This window comes from Thiomonas sp. FB-Cd, from assembly GCF_000733775.1.
Classification (GTDB): Bacteria; Pseudomonadota; Gammaproteobacteria; order Burkholderiales; family Burkholderiaceae_C; genus Thiomonas_A.
This window is the reverse complement of the sequence record NZ_JPOE01000002.1, coordinates 1,233,285-1,256,132: the sequence shown is the minus strand read 5'-3', so window position 1 is coordinate 1,256,132 and position 22,848 is coordinate 1,233,285. Positions and strand designations below refer to the sequence as shown.

General features: G+C 61.5%; 12 protein-coding genes. 1 reads left to right on the top strand and 11 read right to left on the bottom strand.

Going from position 1 to position 22,848, the window contains the following annotated elements:
* Positions 1-289: 289 nt before the first annotated feature.
* The 3 genes from CD04_RS0106090 to CD04_RS0106080 form a co-directional block, all read right to left on the bottom strand.
* Positions 290-4,930, bottom strand: coding sequence for an EAL domain-containing protein (locus CD04_RS0106090; protein ID WP_051848978.1), 4,641 nt, complete (start codon positions 4,928-4,930; stop codon positions 290-292).
* A 431-nt stretch (positions 4,931-5,361) separates the two neighbouring features.
* The gene (locus CD04_RS0106085) at positions 5,362-8,832 is read right to left on the bottom strand and encodes an EAL domain-containing protein (RefSeq protein ID WP_231480485.1); all 3,471 of its coding nucleotides are present in this window, start codon (positions 8,830-8,832) and stop codon (positions 5,362-5,364) included.
* A gap of 234 nt (positions 8,833-9,066) precedes the next feature.
* Positions 9,067-10,092, bottom strand: coding sequence for an IS5 family transposase (locus CD04_RS0106080; RefSeq protein WP_031405050.1), 1,026 nt, complete (start codon positions 10,090-10,092; stop codon positions 9,067-9,069).
* Between the two features lie 909 nt (positions 10,093-11,001).
* Here CD04_RS0106080 and CD04_RS0106070 point away from each other — a divergent pair.
* Positions 11,002-12,318, top strand: a complete 1,317-nt coding sequence (locus tag CD04_RS0106070; protein ID WP_038167528.1) for an RNA-guided endonuclease TnpB family protein — start codon at positions 11,002-11,004, stop codon at positions 12,316-12,318.
* A gap of 360 nt (positions 12,319-12,678) precedes the next feature.
* Here the strand turns inward: CD04_RS0106070 and CD04_RS0106060 are convergent, their stop codons facing one another.
* The 8 genes from CD04_RS0106060 to CD04_RS0106020 all read right to left on the bottom strand — a co-directional run bounded on the left by CD04_RS0106060 (position 12,679) and on the right by CD04_RS0106020 (position 22,848).
* Entirely contained in the window at positions 12,679-13,797 is a 1,119-nt protein-coding gene (locus tag CD04_RS0106060; RefSeq protein WP_197033044.1) for an IS630 family transposase, read from the bottom strand.
* A gap of 328 nt (positions 13,798-14,125) precedes the next feature.
* On the bottom strand, positions 14,126-14,899 hold the full coding sequence (locus tag CD04_RS0106055) for a hypothetical protein (protein ID WP_031405043.1): 774 nt from the start codon (positions 14,897-14,899) through the stop codon (positions 14,126-14,128).
* Between the two features lie 11 nt (positions 14,900-14,910).
* On the bottom strand, positions 14,911-16,404 hold the full coding sequence (locus tag CD04_RS0106050; RefSeq protein WP_031405041.1) for a methyl-accepting chemotaxis protein: 1,494 nt from the start codon (positions 16,402-16,404) through the stop codon (positions 14,911-14,913).
* A 50-nt stretch (positions 16,405-16,454) separates the two neighbouring features.
* Positions 16,455-17,423 carry a chemotaxis protein gene (locus CD04_RS0106045; protein ID WP_031405039.1) on the bottom strand — a complete coding sequence of 323 codons (969 nt, stop codon included), beginning with the start codon at positions 17,421-17,423 and terminating at the stop codon, positions 16,455-16,457.
* 43 nt (positions 17,424-17,466) lie between these two features.
* The gene (locus tag CD04_RS0106040) at positions 17,467-18,906 is read right to left on the bottom strand and encodes a methyl-accepting chemotaxis protein (RefSeq protein ID WP_051848976.1); all 1,440 of its coding nucleotides are present in this window, start codon (positions 18,904-18,906) and stop codon (positions 17,467-17,469) included.
* Between the two features lie 667 nt (positions 18,907-19,573).
* A complete protein-coding gene (locus tag CD04_RS25090) occupies positions 19,574-21,439 on the bottom strand; it encodes a methyl-accepting chemotaxis protein (protein WP_031405033.1) in 1,866 nt (621 codons plus the stop codon).
* A gap of 45 nt (positions 21,440-21,484) precedes the next feature.
* Positions 21,485-22,237 (bottom strand): MBL fold metallo-hydrolase, encoded by a 753-nt coding sequence (locus CD04_RS0106025; RefSeq protein ID WP_031405030.1) that lies wholly within the window; start codon positions 22,235-22,237, stop codon positions 21,485-21,487.
* Positions 22,234-22,848, bottom strand: coding sequence for a hypothetical protein (locus tag CD04_RS0106020; RefSeq protein WP_031405029.1), 615 nt, complete (start codon positions 22,846-22,848; stop codon positions 22,234-22,236). The genes CD04_RS0106025 and CD04_RS0106020 overlap by 4 nt, the downstream gene beginning before the upstream one ends.

The window sequence follows — 22,848 nt, the reverse complement described above, 5'->3', positions numbered from 1 at the left end:
CGCGCGACTTGTTGAGCTCGCCCTCGCCTTGTGGATCTGCGGCGCGCACATAACGCGCCTGGAACAACGTCGGACGGCCAAGGGCAGCAGACGACGCCACGGCCAGCGCTGGCTCAAGAAGCACCGGGTTGCCACGCTTGCGCGCAAAGCGGGCCAGCACGGTGAGTTTGCCAGTGCATCGATCGTCCCATTCGCATCGCAGGCGTGGCAATCATGGTGTTGTGGCATGCACGGCAGCATCTGGACGCCGCTGCCGTTCAAGGCGTGGCAGTTGTCCACACGTAGAGGGCTAGATCCTTTCAGGAAATTCTTCGGCCAAGGCGATTCCTTGTTCGATCGACGAGTCTGCCTCCTTCGATGCTGAAGGCAATCGATCGTCGTCGCGGCTCCATGCACTGCGCGCGGCCAGCTTAGCCGGAGGTGGCAATCGGTGTGCATGCTGTAGGGATTGCTTGTGGTGGTATCTCACCGTCGATTGCGGCGCAACGATCCGTGGGAGCGGCGCGAGAGGCTCTCCGCTCCCGTCAAGAGCCCACTGACGGGCCAGACAGCCCAAAGGGGTGCACGGACGCAGGACGTCGAATGCTGCGTGAAAGCGCGGTATGAACTGACTTACCCAGTCCGGGAAATCTTCTGCCGGCATCGGCTTCGCGAAGGCGTAGCCCTGACCGAACTGTGCGCCAAGCGCAGCGGCCACTTCCACCAGCTCCGGGGTTTCCAGGCCTTCCACCACGACGCAAAGCCCGAGGCTTTGCGCCATGCGTACGAGTGATCCGATGAAGCGTACGACCCTCACCGGATCGCGCCCCGCTTCGCGCATGAGACCCTGGTCAATCTTCACGACGTGGAAGGGGAGAGTGCGCAAGCGAAGAAGGCTGGAGTATCCGGAACCGAGGTCGTCCATCACCAGGCGCACACCGAGGGCGGCGAGCGCATGCACTGCCGCATCGCGGCGCTCGCCGTCCTGGAACTCGGCGTCTTCGAGGATTTCCAGATGCAGTCGATTGGGCTCGATGTCAAATTGCTCCAGGCCTTCCCGGACCCACTGGACGCAGTCCGGGTGCAACAGCACTTCTGGTGGCAGGTTGATTGACGCGTCCACACGCAGGCCCTGTCTGCCCCAGTCCTTGACGTGGTTGAGGGTTTGCTCCAGCCCGAGAGTAAACAGGCGAACGAGTTCGGCGGTGCCAAACCAGGGCAGGAACTGGTCTGGAGTGATGACACGGCCATCTTCGAGGCGCAGCCGAGCGAGAGTCTCGACCTTTCCGGGAAGGCCGGTACGCAGGTCCACGATCGGCTGCACAAACATGTCCAATCCGCCGTTGAACAGGCGGGCGCGCCAAGGCCGGCGATCTTCCACACCTGGCACGCGACCGCTGCCGGTTTGCAAACAGCGCGAGGCGCGCTCGAACAGCAATTCCAGCGACTGCATGAATCGACGCATATCCGGTGGCTCAAACATCCCCGGGGTGCCGCCGTACAAGCCGAAGACTCCAAGCATGCGCCCGCGCGCGTCTTTGACCGGCACTGCAGCCGAGCTGCGGATGCCGGCGGCGACGGCCGCTTCGCGCCACGGCGCCATGCGCACATCGGTGATGAAACTTGGGTTGGTTTCAATGCGCTCGCTACGCCAACAACGGGGTTGTGGTCCGTTACCGAGGCTATTGCGTTCGTCGAGATCCAGCGGCGCGATGTCACGAGCCATGAGTTCTTGCACGTAGGCATCGAATCGGCCAGCGCTGAACTCGGGCATGAGGCGGCCATCGGAGTTGGCCTTGTACAGAGCGGTTCCCTTCATGCCCGGAAGCTGAACCACGGTGTTTAGCGCGGCGCGCATCACATCGGGCCACTGCGTTGCATCGCGCAGCATATGCTCCAGGCTCGTGAGGGCAAGCTGGTATTGCTCGCGCAGATCGTGCGCAGATTGGGTCTGGGCCTCGATTTCCACCTGCAGGCGTGCCGAGATGGCCTGGGCGAGCTGTTGGCCGTCGCGTACTGGCACAGGATGCTTGGCCATTTGTTTCTGTAACTGCTGCAGGTACCAACCCAGGCTGCTCGCCACCGAGCCAATGGGAACGCCGGCCAACGCATGCCAAAAGCCCACGCGCGAAGCGGCTTGGCGGTGTTTGATCTCGCGCAGTCCAGGTGCCATGATGCAACGCAAGTGAGTCGTTTGACGGCGTTTGAGTCTGGTCAGTTCGTCTTCGCTTAACGATTGGACAATGCGCGCAGATTGGGACGGGTAGGCGAGTTTGCCGTAGAAGTGTTCGATAAACTGCTCGGCCGTTTGGCCAACAGCATCCTGCAACAGTGCAAGCAAGCGGCTAACTTCGTCCCCATAGGGGGGCAGGGGATGCGGCGCGGCCGCTGTCGTGCTGTCTTCGCCCCAACCCTCACTCCAGCGCAGCCACCACGCAGGACGGTCGGCCTTGTGTGCCTTGCTCGAGTAAAGCGCAGCATCGGCGTGGCGCAACAGCAGATCGGGCTCCGACTCGTCGATCGGGTACAGAGTAAGGCCCAGACTCATGCCCACTTGAGCCAGCGTATCGCCCTCCAAGGCAAAAGGCACCTCCACTGCGGAGTGCAGGCGCTCGAGAAGGATGGGCAGGTCGCACTCTCGCTGGAGTCCCTCGAGCACGACGACAAACTCGTCCCCACCACGGCGTGCCACCATATCGCTGTCGCGCACCGCAGCCTTCAGCCGTTGGCCGAGTTGCTGCAAGAGGTCGTCGCCAGCTGGGTGCCCCCACTGATCGTTCACCCGTTTGAAATCATCGATATCGATGACGCCGACGGCAAGCACTGTGCCGTGGCGTCGTGTGCGCGCCATCGCGAGCGGCAGGTGGGCTTCCAGCGCCACACGGTTCGGCAGCCGGGTGAGCGCATCGTGCCATGCAAGGTGGGCCTGAAGCAACTGCTCAGACTGCAGATTCGCCTTGAGGTCAAACTCGGCCAGGGCACGGCTTAGAAGCTCGGGAACCCACCGAAGCATGCCGAGCATGGCATCGTCGAGGTCATCGCGATTCTGTGCCACAAGGACCAGTAGTGACCATGGGACGCCATGCCGGTGAATCGTGAGCACAGCAGCTGCTTGGGTCCAGTCAGACAGCGCGTAAGGCTGCCACGGTGTGAGAAGGGGCGACAGCGCGCAAGTGTCGAGCCTCAGTGCGTCGGTCTGCAGCGCCTGTTGCAAAGCGGGAGCTGACTGAAGCGTGAGTTGTGGAAACTCGGCAAGAATCTCGGCGCCATTGCCGGCGGCAGCGAGCACTTGGATATGGCCTTGCTCATTTGGGGATCCGACCCATGCCGCGGCAAACAGGCCGCTTTCAAGAAGGCGTGTACACGCTGAGACCATCAGGTCCGTGTCGTTGCGCGCACCGATGAGCGTTTCGATTTCAGCCAAGATGGCGCGCAGAATTTCCTGTTGGCGTTCGCGGCTCTCGCGTTCAACGCGTTCGGCGGCCTGTAGCGCCAGCCGGTCCAGACCGCGTCCAATCTCGAGCACCAATTGTTCAAGCAGCCATCGCAGATCGGAGTCCAGGGTGTTGCCAGTCGGGTGATAGGCGCAAAAGAGCGCGGCGACCTTGCCTGCTGTGGAGATCGGTAGCACGGTCAGCGCCCCGAACCCATACTGGGCCGCTCGCTCACGCCACGGTGCTGCGATGGGATCCGTATAGCTTTGCGCGAAGTAAGCGCGTCCAGAACGCCATGCCAGTCCTGCCGGTCCTCGGCCTTGGGGCTGCTCGGCATGGATGCACAAGTCCAGGTCCGCAAGGTAGTCCACGAGACCGTGTGCCGCATCAAAAGTTAACCGACCCTGTGCATCAGGACTGCCAATCCAGGCCAGGCGCGCCCCGGTCTGCTCGGTGGCGATCCGACAGGCGTCCCGCAGCAATGCGTCCGCGCTGCCTGCGCGGACGGCCAATTGACTCATGGCCGCCAATGCGGCGTTAAAGCGCATCATGCGGTTCTGACGCTGATACAGGCGCGTGATCCAGGGCCATCCCACGGCCTGTACCGCGAGCAGGATCAGCCAGCCGATGAGCGTCGGGGCTGCCTGCGTCGCCCAGGACTTGAGGACGACGCTGCGCGGCAGGCTGACAAAGGCTGTGACGTTGTGGCCGGGCAAACGTTGCCAGGCGATGATGTCATGCGCATCTGCCGATGGCACCCAGCCGAAAACGATACCGTGCCCATGTGCGTGATGTGCTGCCAGGGTCGTTGCGAGAACGCCCCGCGAGGGCAAGGTAAATTCGTCGTTCGTGGCGCGGGATCCAAAGGCCGGTAAGCGTGCGAGCAAGTAACCGTCGCTGCGGATGAGCCCTACGGCCGGTGACGGCCGATCGCCGTTCGCGGCATCCTCGCGCCGCCCTATGGATTGCAAGATGTCTTGGGTGCGCAGGCCGAACTCCAGAATGCCTTGCTTGCCCGCCGAGGGACCGGGCACTGTGCAGCGTACCGGCGTAACCAAACCGCCACCAGATGCCGGCCTGGGTCTGCCAATCTGCAACCCAGCGGGCAACGCGCCTGCGCCGTCTTGCGCATGCACAAAGCGTGTGCCACTGGCGCGGGCAGGCATGGATGCGACGATGTTCCCACCGGCAGTAACAAGCTTGATGTTGCTGACGGAAGGAACTTGCCTCAGGAATCCGGCCATCAAGGGATCCAACCCACTGGGCTCGCCCCACAGACCAGGAGAGGCGTCTAATTTGTCCCGCATAGCGTCGCACACGGTCGCGATGCGAGCGTAGCGCTGGCTTATCGCGTCTGCCCATAAGGCCGACTGGGTGCCGAGCATTTTTCCAGTGTTCGCCTCGATGGCGCCGTAGCGCCAAGCTAATAACCCGATAAGCAGCAGCGCAAAAGCGGCGTTGGCCGCTATGACCACGCCGCGTAGCTTGTGTAGTTCCTTGGGGCCCGGGCGTTGCATCGCATGGTGGGAAAGTGTTCGGGCCAGATGGGAAATTCATGGGCATGGCAGAATCGCCAATGCTGCGATGTAGCCTGCAGACACGGCCACGACTTCGATTTCTTAGATCTCAATGGGCGGGTTTGTGGCTGCAGGTCCTTTCACTGGTTCCAATGAACTTGGATGTCCTACTGGAGCCAATCTTCTGCCGGCAATTACTTCAGGCTCGCGTTTGGCCTTCGGTAGATTAACGGCACACATTGCAAAAATTTGAGGTGTCGGGTGGAATCTGCAGATTGATCCAATGAAATCTCCCGCCGCTCAATGCATGGCGCTGTCGCGGGGGGAGGGGATGGGTCACGGACTTGGACTTACCACGTCGCCTGGCAGCGGTTCGGGTCTGGCCGGTCTGGTGGCACCTTCGTTAGGTAATTTCACCGCGCATCCCCCGACTACAGCGCGTAGCGAGTAGTCGGGGGAGCATTCACCCCTTCACCAAGCACCTTTTCGATCAGCCAGTTTGTCAATTTTTGGCTTGCTTCATGGATGTTTCCGCCTGCATGGCACCTTACGTGCCACTCTGCGGGTTCTGAATCAGCGAGGCCGCGCGACTCGAAGAATGCAGTGACCGGACATGTCTGCAGAGGAATATGGACATCCGCCAAAACCGACTGGGTATAGAGCCAATGGTGAGCTAGCGCTCCCAGATACGTTTGCACTTTTTGGGCGACGATGGGTGCCCGGAACGCTGCCAGCCAACCTGGCAGCGACTCTGCCTGCATGGGCCGCGCTAAACCATAGCCTTGACCAAAATTTGCGCCAAGAATCAAGGCGGCTTCCATCATTCCTGTGTCCTCCAAGCCTTCGAGTATCACTTCGCGGCCGAGGTCATGGCCGAGTTGAACCATGGCCCGAATCATCGAAAGATTCAGCAGCGGTGACTTTCGTAAACCGAGAACAAGGCTCTGATCAATTTTGATCGCGTTGAACGGAACCATAGAGAGCCGTATCAGGCTGCTGTACCCCGATCCCAGATCGTCCATGACAAGGTTGACGCCAAGGCGGGTCAGTTTTTCGATGGCCTCATCCTGCGCTGTATGGTCGAGGCTCTCTGTCTCCAACAGTTCCAGGCTGAGCCGATGGGGAGCGATCTCGTGGGCGCGCAGCGCTTCTTCAACCCAGAAGGCGCAATTGGGATCAAGCAGAGTTGAGGGTGCCAAATTCACACCGACGCTAAGCGGTAGATTTTGCCTATCCCAAGACACCAAATGATCGAGCGCTTGGCTTAGCCCGATGCGAAAGAGGTGATCGAGCTGGGTATCGCCTAGCAGCGGCAGAAATTGGGCGGGCGCAAGCACTTTGCCGTCCTCCAGTATCAGGCGAGCCAATGCCTCGACCTTGGGAACGCTTCCGTCCCGGAGGTCAACGACGGGTTGAATGAACATCTGCAATCCGCCAGAAAACAGGCGCTCACGAATCGCTTTAGCCTGTTTTTCCCGCACGACTGGCGCGATGGCCAAACAGCGAGACCAGATTTGGCCCCAGCGCTCCTGCAGACCGCGCGCGAATTGTTGCATCGTCGCCGATTCGAACTGGTTTGGATAGGCGCCAAAGAAGCTCAGGACGGCCACCGTATTGCCGAGAACATCGCGGACAGGGATGCTGAGTGACGAGCGGACAACCAGCGCACTGGCCTGGGAGTGCCACGCCGCATACCGGGCGTCGCTTGCATAGGAGGCGGAGCGCTGGATTTCTGCACTGCGCCATGCGACGGCGCTGAGCCCGTGACCCCGAGGTGATTGAGGATCCACCACAGGCTCCATTCCTGGCGTTGCCAATAAAGCTGCGATGGCTCGGCTCTTGACTCCGGCACTACGCTCAACAACAAAGACCCCGCTTGACGTCAAGCGCATCAACATTACCCCGTGCACGCCCGGAAGCTGGCCAAGCCCGTCAATCTCGTCGGTGCTTATGTCAGCCCAGAGTGCGCCCGGCGCAGGAAGGGGCCTCGCCAGCGGATCCATGTAGGCACTCAAAACAGAGGCCTGCTGATCCAACTGAGCCTGCAGATCGTCTTGAAGACGGACGTCCGCGATGAAAAGTAGGCGATAACGCTGGCGAGATTGCAGCACCGCGGTGCGTATGACATCGCCAAGATGGCTCCGATACAGCGATAAAGACTGCACCAGCAAAGACGCCGTCACGCCGACCAACGTGTGCACGGTCCCAAGGCGTTCGGCACGCCTTGCGATCTCCTGCTGGCTGGTGTTTGGTGAGAATAGAAACAGAAAATGCTGGGTTTGGACACGTCGCAAATTGTCGGCTTCAGTGCTCGTGAGCTGCTTCAAGATGTTCGAAGGGTCTGTTGTTTGACTCAGGTTCGCGAAAAACTCGTCGACAAACTTGTCAGTCAGCGCCTTGATCTGGGGCTGCATGCTTTCCAGAAGCGAAGCCGCGTCGAGGCCGTAAGGGTCGAGTTCTTCTTCACGGTCAGCGTCTGAATCGGGATTGCCTCCAATGCGCCACCAATGCTTTCTGTCGTGTTTATGCAGTTTCGCCTGGTACATGGCAGCATCGGCCTGACGCAGCAGCGCATCCCCGTCTTCGGCATCGAGTGGGAAAAGTGCCACGCCCATCGTCATCCCCATGGTCTGAAAGACGCCGGGGCAGATCTCGAAGGGCGTTTCCACGCATTGATGAAGAAGGTCGAAGATGTCATGGAGCTGGTCAATCGCCTGGAGCTCGTCGATGTTTTCCGTCACGATGACAAATTCGTCCCCTCCGAGGCGCGCAACGATGTCCGAACCCCGCGTGTGCGCCTTCAGCCGCGCTGCGAAGTCTTGGAGCAACCGGTCGCCGGCATCGTGTCCCCACGTGTCATTGATGAATTTGAAGTCGTCAAGGTCGATCATGCCGACTGCGAAAACACTGTTCTGATGGCGCCCCCGTACTACGGAGATGGGGAGGAGTAATTCGAGCGCGAACCGGTTTAGAAGCCCTGTCAACGCATCGTGGCGAGCCTGATAACTCATGGCCTCATTCGCTTGTTGAAGCGCCGAGATGTCAATTGCGCTCACCAGGACACCCGGAGATCCGTCTGGCAGTTCTACTGAGGCCGTCATGAGCTTGGCGGCACCCCGGCTGCCGTCTTTGCGTCGGAAGGGCACGGCTTCATGATCGATGGTCGAACCTTGCATCGACGCGATGAACCGGTGCTCCCAGTCGTCGTATGCATCCACATCGACATGAAGTGCGGCCGTGGTCAAGCCGATCAGTTCACTCGACTCATAGCCTGTCATCGCGCATAGAGCTGGGTTGACATCAAGGATTTTGCGATGTGCATCGATCAGATAAAGACCGGCCGCATTCTTTTGAAAAAGACTGCGTTCGAACCTCCGTGCGGCGTCAAGTTGTGCACCAAGTTTCAACTCACGTTGGCGGCTCGCCAACCGGGCTAATCCGCGAGAAAGATCCGCGGCAATATCCTCAAGCAAGCCGCGCATTTCAGCGTCAAAGGCATCCATCTCGCTGTGGTAGACCACGAAAACTTCTGAGGTCCTTCCGAGCCGCTGGATGGGTAGCGTCGCAGTTGAATTCAGGCCAAAGCGCTTTGCCTTCTCCACCCAGGGCTGCAGCGCTGGCGCTGCACCAAACGATCCGCTGAAATGGGCTCGACTCTCGAACCATGTGCGAGGAGTCGGTCCGCGCCCTTCGGACACGGTGGTATCCGTGGTGATATAGAGTCCGTCCAGGTAGCCAATTTCGCCGCTGCACGCAACAAATTCAAAGCGACCTGTTGCATTGGGGCGCCCAATCCAAGCCAACTGAAACCCGCCGTATTGAATGGCCAAGTCGCAGATTGCCTGAAACAGCTGGTTCTCATTCTCGGCGGTTGCAATGACGATGTTGACTTGGGAGCGCATCGCATTGAACGCTGCCAGGCGCTGCAGCTTTTGTGCGTTTTGGAGCGCATCTTCGCGCCAAATGACAAGATGACTAAAGGGCACCTCGAATTACCCGGTTTTTGAGCTGACATCGCCCTGATGACGCCGCAATCGAGCCCAGTTCCGGGCCCTGCGAAGGGCAGCGCGAGGATCTTTGTGCCCTCTGGCGCCTGGATCCGGTCGATTTCGACCGGTCCAAGCCCATTTCGGGCGTCAGAAGGGCTGCGGACCGACCTCCATCAGCGTGCACAGACGCCGCAGGTTGTAGGTCGCCGCCTTCCAGTGCAGATGCAGCGTCGCACGGTCCAGGCCGATCGAGCGCAGCGCCTTGCCACCCATCTGCTCCAGGCTGGCGTAGATGTGCTCCACCCGGGCGCGGGTCTTGGCAATGCGCCGGTTGCGTCGCTCCTGGCAGTCCGACAACGGCTTGCCCGCCTGCCCCTTGCGCTGGATATGCATGCGCCAGCCCTGGGCCTTCAGCCGCTGCTCGCGCTCGCCGTCGACGTAGCCCTTGTCAGCGTAGACATCGCGGCTGGTGTTGCCGGCGTCGAGCACGCCCTCGAAGTGCAAGGTGTCGTGCTCGCTGGCCGTGCTCACCTGCACGCGGCGGATCAGCTTGTGTCGCTTGTCCACGCTCGTGGACAGCTTGTAGCCGAAGTAGCTCTTGCCATGCTTCTTCGTCCAGCGCGCCTGCACGTCCTTCTGCCGGCGCTTCGAAGGCGACCACTCGGCCGGCATGGCGTCCTGCTGAACGATCTCCTTCTCGTCACGGGTCAGCTTCTGCTTCGGCGCCGGCACGATGCTCGCGTCGATCATCTGTCCGCCCCGCGCGATGTAGCCCTGGCGGTCGAGTTGACGGCTCACCGCTTCGAAGATCCGCTCGGTGGCGCCTGCCTTGATCAGCCGCTCTTTGAACGTCCAGATGGTCGTGCGGTCGGGTGCCTGCGAACTCTGCCTCAGCCCCACGAAGCGCTGGAAGCTCAGCCTGTCCAGAAGCTGGAACTCCATCTGCTCGTCGCTGAGGTTGTAGAGCTGCTGGACCACCAGAGCCCGGACCATCAACTCGGTCGGAAACGGCGGCCGTCCGCCGCGCTCGCGGCCAGGCCGGGGCGCTGCCTCGTCGATCTCCGCGGCCAGCGCCGCAAAGTCCACGTGCGCAGACAGCTTGCCCAGCGCGTCGCCGATCTTGTCCAGCTTCGTCTCACGCTCTTGCTCCGCGAACAGACTGACCTTGATCATCTCCACTTCCTCATGTCCCCGACACAGGCAACATCATGCCAGCGTCCGGGCGGTTTTTCGAGGTGCCCTAAATTGACGCTCACCTCGCTTCGCCACGACGAGTAGATAGCCTGAGTACAGGACAGTCAAGACGGCTATGGCTTGGAATGTATTGCTACCCGCGAGCCACAGCCCGAACGCTAAGGGCATCCCAGTCAGGATCGCGTAAAAGTAGGCTGCCCAACCATCAAACGCTAATCCTGCCACAGCAGAGCCACTGATGCCGGCAAGAACGCAGGCCACGAATGTTTGGCCAAGATTGCTGGCAGGGAGCAAAAAGAGGGGAATGACTCCCCAGGATGAACTCGCCAATGCGAACCCCATTCGCAGCAAGCCATGCAGCCTTGTCTTGCATTCCAGAGGCGGAGTTCTGCGATGAAGCACCCAAACCATGAGTCGAGCCAGGTGGATCAAACCCACAGCGAAAATCCAACCGAATAGCGCCGTAGAGGGAACCCCCGTTCGCAGAAACGTATACGTCAACCCTGACGCGGCGAGATTGGTGACAACCGAAAGGGGCACCGAAGCAAGAAGCTGATGGCATTGTTCAGCGCTTACTGAATTGGTCGCCGAAGGTGCCGTCACAGAGGCCATCGGGTTAAGCTCCTCGGCAAAAAATCGCTTCGGGCGCGTCATAGCGCCGATAGATGTCATCCTGACGTGTGTATCCTGTAGCCGGATTGTCTCAGCAGGTCCCGCCCAGATTAACGGCACATCTACCAAAAGCTTGAAGTGAACACATGCTCGCGCATTCCCCTTCCTCGCCCGGCCCGACGCACAGCGTCGCTCAGGCGAAGCCGACCGGGCAGGAGGGGGTCAAGCGGGCGATTTTCGCTTGTTGTTCGGTCTTTGGCTGGATAAAATACCAGCATGCAACGGCGCAAAGTCACGCTCAAGCTGTATCCCAATGCCGCGCAAGCTGCGCGGCTGGAGGCGTGGACGCGGCTGCACTGCGAGTTGTACAACGCGGCGCTCGAGGAGCGCATCGACGCCTGGCACAAGGCCAGGAAGTCCATCTCTTACTACGAGCAGCAGAACGTCCTGCCGCAGATCAAGGCGGATCGGCCTGAGTTCATCGCGCTCGGCAGTCATGCCTTGCAGCAGACGCTGCGGCGGCTGGATCTCGCCTTCCAGTCGTTCTTTCGCCGGGTCAAAGCTGGTCAAACGCCCGGATTCCGGCGCTTTAAGGCGGCCAAGCGGTTCTCGGGTTTTACCTATCCCGATCCGGCTGGCTGGAAGCTCATGCAGCATGGCGGCCGTGGTGCCACGCTGCGCTTGGGAAGTGGCGATGCGGCGATGTCCATTCGGGCGCGCGGCCGGCATCGCTTCGGCGATCAGGCAAAACCCAACGACATCACGCTCACGCGCAGGAACGATCAGTGGTTCGTGTCGGTGACGCTGCGCGTGCCCGACGCGGCCTGTGCGCGCCAGCGCACGGGCGACATGCGGCGTGGCGTGGATTTCGGGATCAACGACTGGGCGACGTTCGATGATGGACGGACTATCGGCAACCCGCGCTGGCTGCGCGAGGAACTGCCGCGCCTTGCCGCGCTGCAGCGGCAGCGCGCCAGGAAGAAGAAGGGATCGTTGCGCTTCAAACGGCTCGGGCGTCGCATCGCCCGGCTGCACGAGCGTATCGGCAATCGGCGCCGGGACTTCGTGCACAAGGAAACAACCAGGATGGTGCGGCAATGCGCGGTCCTGGCCACGGAGCAACTGGCTCCGAAGACCATGAGCCGCAGCGCGAAGGGCACGGTGGATGCACCGGGCCGTCGCGTGCGGCAAAAGGCCGGACTCAACCGGGAGATCCTCTCGGCCGCGTTCGGCATGGCGCATCCGATGCTCGCGTACAAAGCGGAAGAAGCTGGTACGCGGCTGCATCTGAGCAATACGCGCCAGCTCAAACCGTCGCAATGCTGCGCGGCGTGCTGGGAACTTGTTCCCAAGACGTTGGCGCAGCGTGTGCATGTGTGCCCGCACTGCGGGCACACGGCCCCGCGCGACCGCAACAGCGCAATGGTGGTGCTCATCGACGCGCACAACACGCAGGACACGCCTGGGACGGGCGTGGCGGCGAGACCCAAACCTCTGTCACGGCAACGTGGCAAGTCCAGGCCTGTGACCCGCGAAACCCCCGCTACAACGCCATGCGTTGAGCGGCGGGAGAGTTCATATTCAGTGGCTTGACTTGCAGGTCGTCCCGTTCAACATGTGCCCGCGCATTCCCTTTCTCTCACGATTCGACGCGCAGCGTCACTGGGTCGAAGCCGAGCCGGCAGTAGGGGTCAGGCAGGCGGTTGTGCAGATCTGATTTCGCGCCCGGGAGGTCAAAATCCCGGGCAGTGCATTTAGCTCCACAGCTTCAGCACGCCGGAAGGCGGCTCGTCCGGGATGCTCGCTGTCCGATATGTTTGATGCAGCTCATTGTTTGCAAATGCAGCATTGCATTGCAGGTGCGCTCTGTGGGCATGCAATCGGCGCGCTCGGGCTCGAGGCCGCGAAAGCCCATCAGCCGCGATTGCGAGAAGCCCTCCTGCTCGCTGCAGGCTAGTGTAGTGTTGCATTCTGTTTAGAACTTAAGTGACTGTTGGCACGAATGACCTTCTGCAGGATGTCGGCAGCGCTCTTGGTCCAGATGAACGGCTTGGGTTTGGTGTTGTGATGGGCAACGTACTCATCAATGGCAGTGATCAACTGCGGCACGCTGGTGAACACGCCGCGGCGCAGCCGATTGACGGTGATGTCGCGGAAGAAGCGCTCGACCCTGTTCAGCCACGACGCCGAGGTCGGCGTGAAGTGCATGTTGAATCGCGGATGCTTGGTCAACCAAGCTTGTACGGCAGGATGCTTGTGCGTGGCGTAGTTGTCGGCGATCAGATGCAGCGTCTTGCCTTTGGGCGTCTCGCGGTCGATCTGCCGCAGGAACTTCAGCCACTCGGTGTGGGTGTGGCGCTGCTGACACTGGCCGATGACCTGGCCGTCGAGCACGTTCAGCGCCGCGAACAGCGTAGTCGTGCCGTTGCGCTTGTAGTCGTGCGTCATCGTCTGCGCACGCCCCTTCTTCAGGGGCAGCCCAGGCTGTGTGCGGTCCAGCGCCTGCACCTGGCTCTTCTCGTCACAGCACAGCACCAAGGCGTGCTCGGGCGGCCACAGGTACAGCCCCACGATGTCTTCGAGCTTCTCGACGAACTTCGGGTCGCGCGAGACCTTGAAGCCACGCACCAGATGGGGCTTCAGGCCGTTCTTGCGCCAATGCCGCGAGACGCTGGCTGCGCTGACCCCCAACTCGGCGGCCAGGGTTCGGGTGCTCCAGTGCGTGGCCGCCTCGGGCTTGCGCTGGGTGGTCAGTTCGATGAGGCGCGCCACATCCACAGTCACCGGCGGTGCCCCGCGCGGCAAGTCGTGCTCGATGCCCGCAAGCCTGAACTCGGCATAGCGTTCGCGCCAGCGCGAGACCTGGACTCGCCCAATGCCCAGCTCGGCGGCAATCTCCTTGCTCTGCATGCCCTGCGAAGCCAGCAGCACGATGCGTGCGCGTTGCGCCAGCCTCACGCTGGTGAGCTTGGAACGAGCCAGCTTCGTCAACTCGGCTCGCTCCTCATTGGTCAAAACAATCTCAGGGGCAACTCGCACTCGCTCTCTCCACCCCAGTCCACAGTAAAACATTGGAGATGCAGCAAGACATTAAGTTCACTTAAGAATGATTCACTACACTAGGCGGGATGCGCAGCACCCAGCCCTTGCCGAACGCGCAAGCCAAGAACAAGAAGGGTGAGATCGACTGGGGTGGCGGGCGGTGCTGGTCAACACCGATGCGTGCGGCCTCAGCTTTGCGCCCAAGTCCTGTACGCTGGTGGCGATCGCCGTGGGCGGCACATGGCGGGCTGCCGACACAAGCGAAAATCACTCGCTTGACCCCCTCTGCCCGGACGGCTTCGCCCATGCGACGCGGAGCGTCGGGCCGGGCGAGGAAGAGAAATGTGCGGGCAGATGTTCAACCCACCAAGTAAGCAATGAGCAGGCCCTCATCTTGCGGGCCGCGCTGGCCAAGGCGGCAGAGCTTCACGCGATAGTCGCGCACTGACCCCTCGGGCTTCGTAACGTCGCGCACACCGACCTTCATGCCTGCACTCAAATTGGTTTCCAGCGATATCGTGAGCCGGGCGCCCTGCTCATACTCCTGCAGCAGGACCGCGTCAATCCAGTTCCCCTCCGCAGTCGGGAGCTGTAGCTTCAGCGCGATCGGAGCCTTGTCGACCCACAATGCCTCAAGCAACTGGGTGACGCGGCGGCTGGCGTACGCCCAAGGGCCACGCCCGGGCTTCATCGCTGTGTCAACCGCAGTGCGCTCTGCCTGATTGGCAAGGTCGATCAACCTCGCGAGCTCCTGGTGCCAGTGATCGTGCCACATGCGCAGATCGTCAATTGTGTGGGCAATTCCGGGCATGTCGACAAAACGCAACCAGATGCCCAACTCGCAGGCGAATGAACTGGCCGCATGGTCCGGATCTCCGGAATCGATCGTGCCGTCGAGGATCTCCTGCAGGTGGCGCTTTGCGCGCAAGCGCTCACGTGCCCACATCTCGGCGACCTCGTAGTAGCTCTTGCCCTGCTGGTTGCCAATCATTGGCAGCATGATGGTGCGGCGGTCCATAGGTCCCGTTTGCGAGAACGCGGTACGGTCTACTGGCTTGCGCCAATGGTGGCTTATGCGCGCAAGAAACAGACGCAGCGCCTGGGGCAGGCCAGCGGTGGCGGATGGGTTCATGGCGGAGGGTCTCAGACGAAGGCGAAGCGCACGGCGCCCCAGTGTTTGCCGTTGAGCATCACCGGACGCGACAACTCGCGCATGATCTCGCCGGTGTCGCGCGCATAGACTTGCAGCAAGAAGTCCTGCCGGTTTCGCGCCGAAGCCAAGCCGACCGGATCATTGAAAAGACGCATGGAGCGATTGCCAACCAGATCCCGTTTCGGGTCACCCGTGAGCGGTTGGTCGTACACCGAATTGTGTGCCGCAGCGTAGCCGTTGCGATCGACCAAAAGCACATACTTGTATTGGTCGGATAAGCCGAGATAGCGATCTTCCACAGGCTGGATCTCGCGTTTGACCCAGGCGGTAAAGCGGGTAGTGAACTTGCGCGGGTCGGTGTTCGCCACGGCTTCGTAGTTTTCGTCGAATAGCTCGGACTCGGTGATCTCGCCGCGCTCCAGTGCCTGTCCAAGGCGGACTTCGATGTCGGTCGTGACTTGTTCCAGCGTGCTGAGCACGCGGCTTGCACCTGAGTCGGTGCGGAATAATGTCGCCGACTCGAATAAACGCTGGCTCTTGTTCAGGGCCTGCTCAAGCGACTCTGCGATACGTGTGGAGGTCTGCACGGTTTCAGCGGCATGGGTTTGCACCTGTGCGGCCATCGTGTTGAAGTCGGCATCCAAGCCGCGCAAATGCTGAGCTTGCCGTGTGATCCCGGCCGATGTAGCGGCGGCCTCCTTGGCCACCGTGTTCACGCCGCCCGCGATGTCGCCGAAATGGGTGGCGATATTGAGCACCCGGGTCTGGCTGGTTTGCATCAGCGTGGAAAACTGCTCGGTGGCCTGCCCCACGGTCTTCAGTGACTTGTCGATTAATCCCACAGCCTCAGTGATGCTGCTTACAGATTTTTCAGTACTCTGCGCGAGCTTGCGGATTTCCTCGGCCACGACGGCAAAGCCGCGTCCAGCTTCGCCGACGCGTGCCGCCTCGATATTCGCATTGAGTGCCAGCAGGTTGGTTTTCTGGGCAATGTCGCGGATCATGCTCATTTGCTGCACCACACCGCCAAACTGCTGCTGTAGTGCCTGGATTTCGGCGCGATTGCGCGCGTTCTGCTCCACCAATTCGCCGAACATCTCTCGCATGCTGGCGCTCTGGCTCGAGCCTTCCGTGGCCAACCGGTCGATGCGATTGGATTCGGTATCGACCTTCTGCACCTGGGTCAATAGCGCTTCGATGCCCTGCACGGCTGTACCCAGTTCCTGGCCGACCGCCGCAATCCGCTGAGTCTGCAGCTGGGCGTGGGCCTCGCTTTCAGCGAGTGCGGCCTTCGAATCGAAGCGGATGCGGGCAATAGCGTAGGCCACTTCAGTAGCCCCGTCGGTAACCTTGTCGACGAAGCCGCGTTGCAGATCCAACAGCGCACGTTCAGTTTCAGGCAAATTGGCAGTTTGCGCCACGCGGAGGTCAAGCGGGCGGGTCTGCAGCCAGGCGGCGAGGTCCTTGGGTGTGTTCGAGTTCATGATGCGTGGGGTTCGATTGGCAGATGCGGGCTGCGCGCTCTGGTGTGGACTCAGGATCCAAGCTGGGCTGCGCTTGCGATGGCTTTGCGCAGCGCCGCGCCGAGTTCTTCGGCGACAAATTTGGCGACATAGCCTTCGGCTCCGACGTTGCGGGCGTGATCCTCGTTGGCGGCCCCGGTGAGCGAGGAGTGGATGACGACGGGAATGCGCTTGAAGCGTTCGTCCTCCTTGATTTTGCGCGTGAGGGTAAAGCCATCCATCTCGGGCATTTCGAGGTCCGTGAGCACGGCTGCCACTTTCTGGCCCACGGTCTTGCCCTCGGCCTTGGCGTCGTGAGCCAGCGCCTGAAGCTTGTCCCACGCCTCCTTGCCGGTCTTGGCCATCACATAAGGGGCGTGGAGAGCCTGGAGCACCTTCTCGATCTGGCTGCGGGCCACAAACGAGTCGTCGGCGGCCAGGATCATTGCCCCCTGCGGAAGCTCCAGCTTCTGGCCAACGTGCGCCGCATTGACTTCCTGCACGCGCGAGGGGAGGACGTCGCGAAGCACTTTTTCCACGTCCAATACCAAGGCAAGGCGGGTTTTGTCACTGTCGGCATCGAGGCGCGCGATGCTGGTCACCATGCCGCCCACGGCGTTGGCCTCTGCCGAGAGCACACGGCTCCATTCCAGTCGCGTGATTTCCTCGACTTCTTCCACAGCGAACCCCTGGACAGAGCGCTCGTACTCGGTGACGATGAGAATATTCAAGGCTTTGGGCTTGCATCCGACGAGGGCAGGGAGGTCGATCACCGGCAAGATTTGGCCGCGAATGTTGGCCACACCCAGCACATGGTCGGGGGCGCCGGGCATCGCGGTGATGCTGGGCATGACCAGCGCCTCGCGCACCTTGAAGACGTTGATGCCGAAGATCTCGCGCCGCCCGCCGGGGTCTTCGCCGAGACGGAACAGCAACAGTTCAAATTTGTTGGTTCCCGCGAGGCGTGAACGCTCGTCAACATCCTGAAGTACGGTGGACATGGTGGCTCCGTGTTTAAAAATTTGTTGGATGGAAGGCGATGGCTCAGCGCACGAGCGCCATCAACGCCTCGACGCGTTCGGAGATCGTGTCGGTCAAGCCCGCGAGTTCACGGGCGACCGCATGGATGCGCGACTGGTCACCTGAACGCAGCGCGTCCAGCAGCGCCTGGCCCGCGATATGGACCGACTTATGCACACTTCCAGTGGCTGCAAAACCTGCGTCCGATCCGAAATATCCCTGCGCAGGTCCGTAGTACCACTTTCCAAATTGGCAGCCGCGTTCGTCGGGCAGGTCCATATCCACGCTCTTGCCCGTCTTCGCTGCGGCTAGCAGGTCGCCGATCCACGCGTAGTGCATGGCCAGCGCGATGCGCAGCGCAACACCCGGGCTCGCGAGGGTGCCGATGTGGCTGGCGCCTTGCGTGAGGTGGGTACGGGCGCGCCCAACGCTCTCGACCATGGCGCCCACCTGGGCAGTCAAAGCCTGCACCTTGCTGCAGACCAGCTCGCCGCCGGCGTGCTGGGATTGCGCTTCGTGAACGAGGGCTTGCATGTGTTCGCGCTGTGTGGACGCGACCTGGAGCAAGCCGCCAATCGTGTTTTGCACTTCGTTGGTCGCGTCCTGTACGGTGCCGATGTGGTTACCCACGCGCTCAATGCGCTCGACTGCGGCCTCCATATCGCGCCCGAGCACCCCGGAGTTATCGCGTATGGACAGGGTCAGGTCGTCAATTTTGTGGGTGATGGAAGCGGTCTTGCGCGCGAGGTTGCGTACCTCATCGGCCACCACCGCAAATCCACGTCCTGCCTCACCAGCCCGGGCTGCTTCGATGGCCGCATTGAGGGCGAGCAGATTGGTCTGATTGGCCACGTCCTGGATCGTGGCCGTCATCGTTTCCACGGCTCGCACCGAGTCCACAAAGCTCGTGACTTTGCTTTGGGTGGAAGCGACGAAGTGCTTGACTTCGCGTACTTCATCCTGCACTTGGTCGAGCGCCGCGCGACCGCGAATGACGTTCTGCGAAGTTGCTTCAGTTTTGTCCTGCAGCGTTTGCATGTCAGCCGCAGCTACCTGCACGCGGTCAGTTGTGATCTGCATTGCGTGCGCAGTGTCCACGACTTGGGTGGAGAGTTCGACGAGACCCGCCTGGTAGCCCGCGACCGTGGCTTGGGCGGAGGTCAGGCTGCGCGTCGTGTGGCGCACGGCGTCGGCTCCGGCGAGAAGGGCGGAGCGCACTGCGGCGAACTGCTCCACCCAGTGTGCGCCGTCAATGAGGTCGAGCTCGAGCAGGGTGCGGCTTCCGCAGCCTGTGAACAGATCGAGTACCGCGCTGAGCACGGCTTCGCGGTCAGCTCTGAGGCGGGCGAGAAGGCCGTCGGGCTGAATGCTGTCCCCTGGCAGCCTCGGCGCTCCCTGGTGGGAGGGGATTTCCGCTGGGGCAAGCACGGTGGCTTGTGCCGGGAGTTCCAGTGTGGTTTCCATGATCGATTTCCGTGGGTTTAATCGAGAGCGGTTCAGGTCTGCATCAAGTCACGGAATGGGCCGTGCTTGTCGATCATGTCCCGTGTTTGGCCACGCAGTGCAGCGGCGACATGCCGATGCCGAGTGCACATGCGACGGCGGGGCTGGCCGTGTCGCGCACACGGCCAGCCTGCCGACGCGGGCTTGACACGAGCCGGCAGCGCGCCCACCGAAAGTGGCTTGGTGGTGTTCGGCGTCGAGGGGTCGATGCATGCGGCGTCCATCGCGGCCTGTCTGACGCCAGCAGGTCGGGTCGTACAACCCGCTGGAGGTGGTTTGCACCCAAGGGACGTCGGCCGTGGTCGCCGGCATGTGCGCCGGACAGGGGATCGGGCCGGGCGCGTCGCACATGCGCCGCATCTGAGCCTTGAGGTGGTCCGCACGTTGCCGGAGGCGCTGGATGCCGGAACAGCGGCCCTGTGTGGTCTTACGCATTGCGTGAGTGACTTTCGTGAGGGCGTTCATCGCGGTGGCGCTCTGGGCGGTTGCAAGCCCAGGGCCGTTGCGCGCGGCCTCGATCAGCGACGCGGGCATGCAACGCAGATCCGGGCGCTTTCTGCCGCGATGCAGCAAGGTGTGATTCATGCTGTTTCGCTTTCGTCGTTGGATTCTGCTGGAGCGCCATGCGTTACTGGAAACCCAGGCGCAGATTGCCCCAATGGCGGCCCGCCACCTGGATGGGAACATCCAACTCGCGCAGCACTTCACCCGTGTCGCGGGCATAAATCATCAAGTGCACGGCCTTGGTATTGTGTGCGGCCTCCAACCCGAACACGTCGTTGAAGATGCGCATCGCACGGTTTCCAACCAAGTCCTTCTGGGGGTCGCCGGTCAGGGGCCTGTCGTAGATGCTGTTGTGGGTGGCGGTATAGCCGTTGCGGTCGACGGCAAATGCGAATCGGAAACTCGTGCTCTGTCCCAGGATTTCGTCGAGCACCGTCTGCACGCGCTGCTTGAACAGGTCGGTGAAACGGGTACGATACTTCGTAGGTTCGGTATTCGCGATCGGCAGGTAGTTCTCATCGAAAAGGTCACCCTCGGCGATCCTGCGCTCGAGCACGGCCTGATTCAACAGGACCTCGATCCGCTGTGCGCCTTGCATCGCAGCACGCGAGGCCATGCTGAGCTCAGAACCGGTGTCGAAATCCAGATTCATTTCGAGGAGTGTCTTGTTTTCGTTAAGTGTTTCGAGAAGATTGGCAGATACTTCTTCAGCACCGCGGATACCCTCTTCAGTCGCCTGGCGGATGCCCGAGGCCATCTGGCCAAAGCTGGCGTTGAGCGTGGCGATGATGTCCTGTGAGGTATTGCTCAGACGTGCGACTTCGGCGAATACCGTTTGGTTGTCGGCGATGCCCCGCTTGATCTCGGCAAAGCCATGCAGCACGTCGCCCATCTGCTCGGCACTCTTGCCCACGGTGGCCCCCAGACCTTCAGAAGCGCGATGCGCGACTGCCACAGATTCCCGGATGGTCTCGATGGATCCACCGGCCGCGATCACGGTTTCGGCGACTTTGCTGGCGAGGCGGCGCACTTCGTCTGCGACGACAGCGAACCCCCGGCCTGCCTCACCCGCTCGGGCCGCCTCAATGGCGGCATTGAGCGCGAGGAGGTTGGTCTGGGCAGCGATGTCTTTGATGACGTGGAGCACACGGGTGACGTCCTGTGCGTGCGTCTGAATGCGCTCCAGGTGCTCGCGGTTGCGGTCGGCCTCCGCAATCAAATTCTCAAATTGATCACGCGCGCCGCTCACATCCTGCTGCCGGGCTTCGGTCACATCAACAATCGCCTTAGCTCGCGCAGCGGCCTGCTGAATCTGTTCTTCCATCGCATGAGTCGTCTGCACGACCTGCTCGACGCTGGCCCCAACCTTGGCGATGAGCGCATCTTGCTCGACTTGCCGTGCCTTGATGGTCTGTGCCGAGCCCCGGGGCGAAAAATAACCCCGCGCCGCAGCAAGCCCAACCTTCGTGGAGCCACGCTCCCAGGCTTGGGCCTTGTCACGCAGAAAACTGAGGATGTCACGATAGGGCGCCGGCAGCCGATCGATGCGTTCGGCGCGCGCATCGAGGGGGTGGCTGCTGAGCGCGTCAATCAAGTCGTCGGAAGCTTTGCGCTTGTCGATGCCGCGCCATGACATGTGGAACGCCGCTACGGTATCAAGCGCGTCGCGCACCCCAGTCAAACGAATCGGGCCGGTGGTTCGTGTCTCAGCCGGTTCGAAAGTGACTACAGTGGAGGCGCCTCGAGCTACATCGCGCAGGGCTGAGAGAGCCACGTCCCGGTCGAGTTGCAGCGCCTCAATGAGGAGTGAAAGGATCGGATCGGCCGGCAGGTTGAGATCCGCGAGGACACGCTGCGCCGCGGGGTTGAGCCAGATCACGCGGTGGACTTCGGCATTGCTTGCGTCAATCAGCGCTTCACAGGAATCCATCGGCGTGAGAACCTGTTGCAGGGCATGCAGGGCGTCGGGATGCAGAGTGGATGTGGGCATGGCGGATAGTCTGTGACGGGCTGGGTCAATGGCGCAGCGAGGGGTTCAGGCGATGGCGCGGCCCACCTCGAGCGCGTCAAACCAGTCGATGAAACGTTTGACGTTCTCGCCGGTATAGATCGCCCCGTGTTGGGGGCAAAGGAAGTCGATGTCGAGTTTGGCCACGCGCTCGCACCAGTCGCGCTTGGCAGCGTTACTGGGCATCCAGCGCTTGTGGAAGTACTCGGCGTGCTTGATGTGGGCGTCGAATGCGGATGCACTTTCGAGGTTGCGTCGTTCGACGAAGGCGGAATGCCCGGCCGGCAGGAGGGCTGCGCCTACGTCTCCGGAGAACAGAACCTTTGCCTGTGGATCGTAGAGTTGGAAGTTGGCTGAGGAGTGCAGATAGTGGGCGGGAATGATCTGCAGTCGAGCCGACCCCATGAGCAGTTCGGCGCCCTCATCAGGGATGCCTTGGATGTTGGCTTCCAGGGCGCCGTAGTGGCGAATGAATCCGACCCAGAGTTTGGAGGCGTGCCAGGTGATTTGGGGGCTACAGGCGCTCCACAGCGGCAGGCTTGAGGCGACGTCTGGGTCCTGATGACTGACGAAGGCCTGCTTGATGGTGGACGGCGGCAGCACGTCGACCAGCGCAGAAAAAACTTGCGGGAAGACTTCAAAACCGCCCGGATCACACAGCAGGGTGTCATTGTCGACCTGCAAGGCAAAGACGTTGGAGTCGACGACGCGCGATTCCTCTTGGTCGTAGACAATGAACCAGTGGTGCTGTCCTTCAGAGTAGAACTTTTCGGCTTTCATGGAAGAACCTTTTCAATTTGTTCGGCGTAGGCGCGAAGGAGATCGCGAACCTGCACGACAGCGTTGTCCATATCGGATGAAACCTGGGCCAGAGACGCGTGGCCGTCGCCCTTGAGGGCGGCCTCGATGCGGCCGTTGACGACCACGTATTCGAGCTCGGCCACCACGCTTTCGAAACGCGCCAGTGCCTGGCGCATCTTGGAGCTGGCACGGCGGCTTTGGTCATGGTGTGAGGCCAACTTCTTCTCGTATTCCGGCAAAGTGCCCTGGAGTCCTTGCGCCGCCTTGCGCACGGAATCGGGAAGCGCGTTGAGCTTGTCAAGTTGATGCGTATCGCGCAGGGTCTGCATGAAGGCAAGAATCAAGGGTTGGATAGCGCCCTGAAGGGCGGTGGCCGCGCCCTGCAGCTGCTGTGCACCCTCGCGGAAAGACTGCGCGACCACGCCATAGCCGGCAAGGCCTTTGCCGTGGCGCTTGACCAGGACCTGGGCATTGAGCGCCTTGCGGTCGATCTCACGCAGCCTGCGCTGAAGCTGGCGCTGGAAGGTGAAGGTTGCGTCGGCGACCCCGACGAAGTTGGTTCGCAGCTGGACAATGGTTTTGGATGTCAT

Coding starts and splice junctions, on each gene's coding strand:
- CD04_RS0106090 (WP_051848978.1), bottom strand. CDS start 4,930: ATGCAACGCCCGGGCCCCAAGGAACTACACAAGCTACGCGGCGTGGTC.
- CD04_RS0106085 (WP_231480485.1), bottom strand. CDS start 8,832: ATGCGCTCCCAAGTCAACATCGTCATTGCAACCGCCGAGAATGAGAAC.
- CD04_RS0106080 (WP_031405050.1), bottom strand. CDS start 10,092: ATGATCAAGGTCAGTCTGTTCGCGGAGCAAGAGCGTGAGACGAAGCTG.
- CD04_RS0106070 (WP_038167528.1), top strand. CDS start 11,002: ATGCAACGGCGCAAAGTCACGCTCAAGCTGTATCCCAATGCCGCGCAA.
- CD04_RS0106060 (WP_197033044.1), bottom strand. CDS start 13,797: ATGTTTTACTGTGGACTGGGGTGGAGAGAGCGAGTGCGAGTTGCCCCT.
- CD04_RS0106055 (WP_031405043.1), bottom strand. CDS start 14,899: ATGAACCCATCCGCCACCGCTGGCCTGCCCCAGGCGCTGCGTCTGTTT.
- CD04_RS0106050 (WP_031405041.1), bottom strand. CDS start 16,404: ATGAACTCGAACACACCCAAGGACCTCGCCGCCTGGCTGCAGACCCGC.
- CD04_RS0106045 (WP_031405039.1), bottom strand. CDS start 17,423: ATGTCCACCGTACTTCAGGATGTTGACGAGCGTTCACGCCTCGCGGGA.
- CD04_RS0106040 (WP_051848976.1), bottom strand. CDS start 18,906: ATGGAAACCACACTGGAACTCCCGGCACAAGCCACCGTGCTTGCCCCA.
- CD04_RS25090 (WP_031405033.1), bottom strand. CDS start 21,439: ATGCCCACATCCACTCTGCATCCCGACGCCCTGCATGCCCTGCAACAG.
- CD04_RS0106025 (WP_031405030.1), bottom strand. CDS start 22,237: ATGAAAGCCGAAAAGTTCTACTCTGAAGGACAGCACCACTGGTTCATT.
- CD04_RS0106020 (WP_031405029.1), bottom strand. CDS start 22,848: ATGACATCCAAAACCATTGTCCAGCTGCGAACCAACTTCGTCGGGGTC.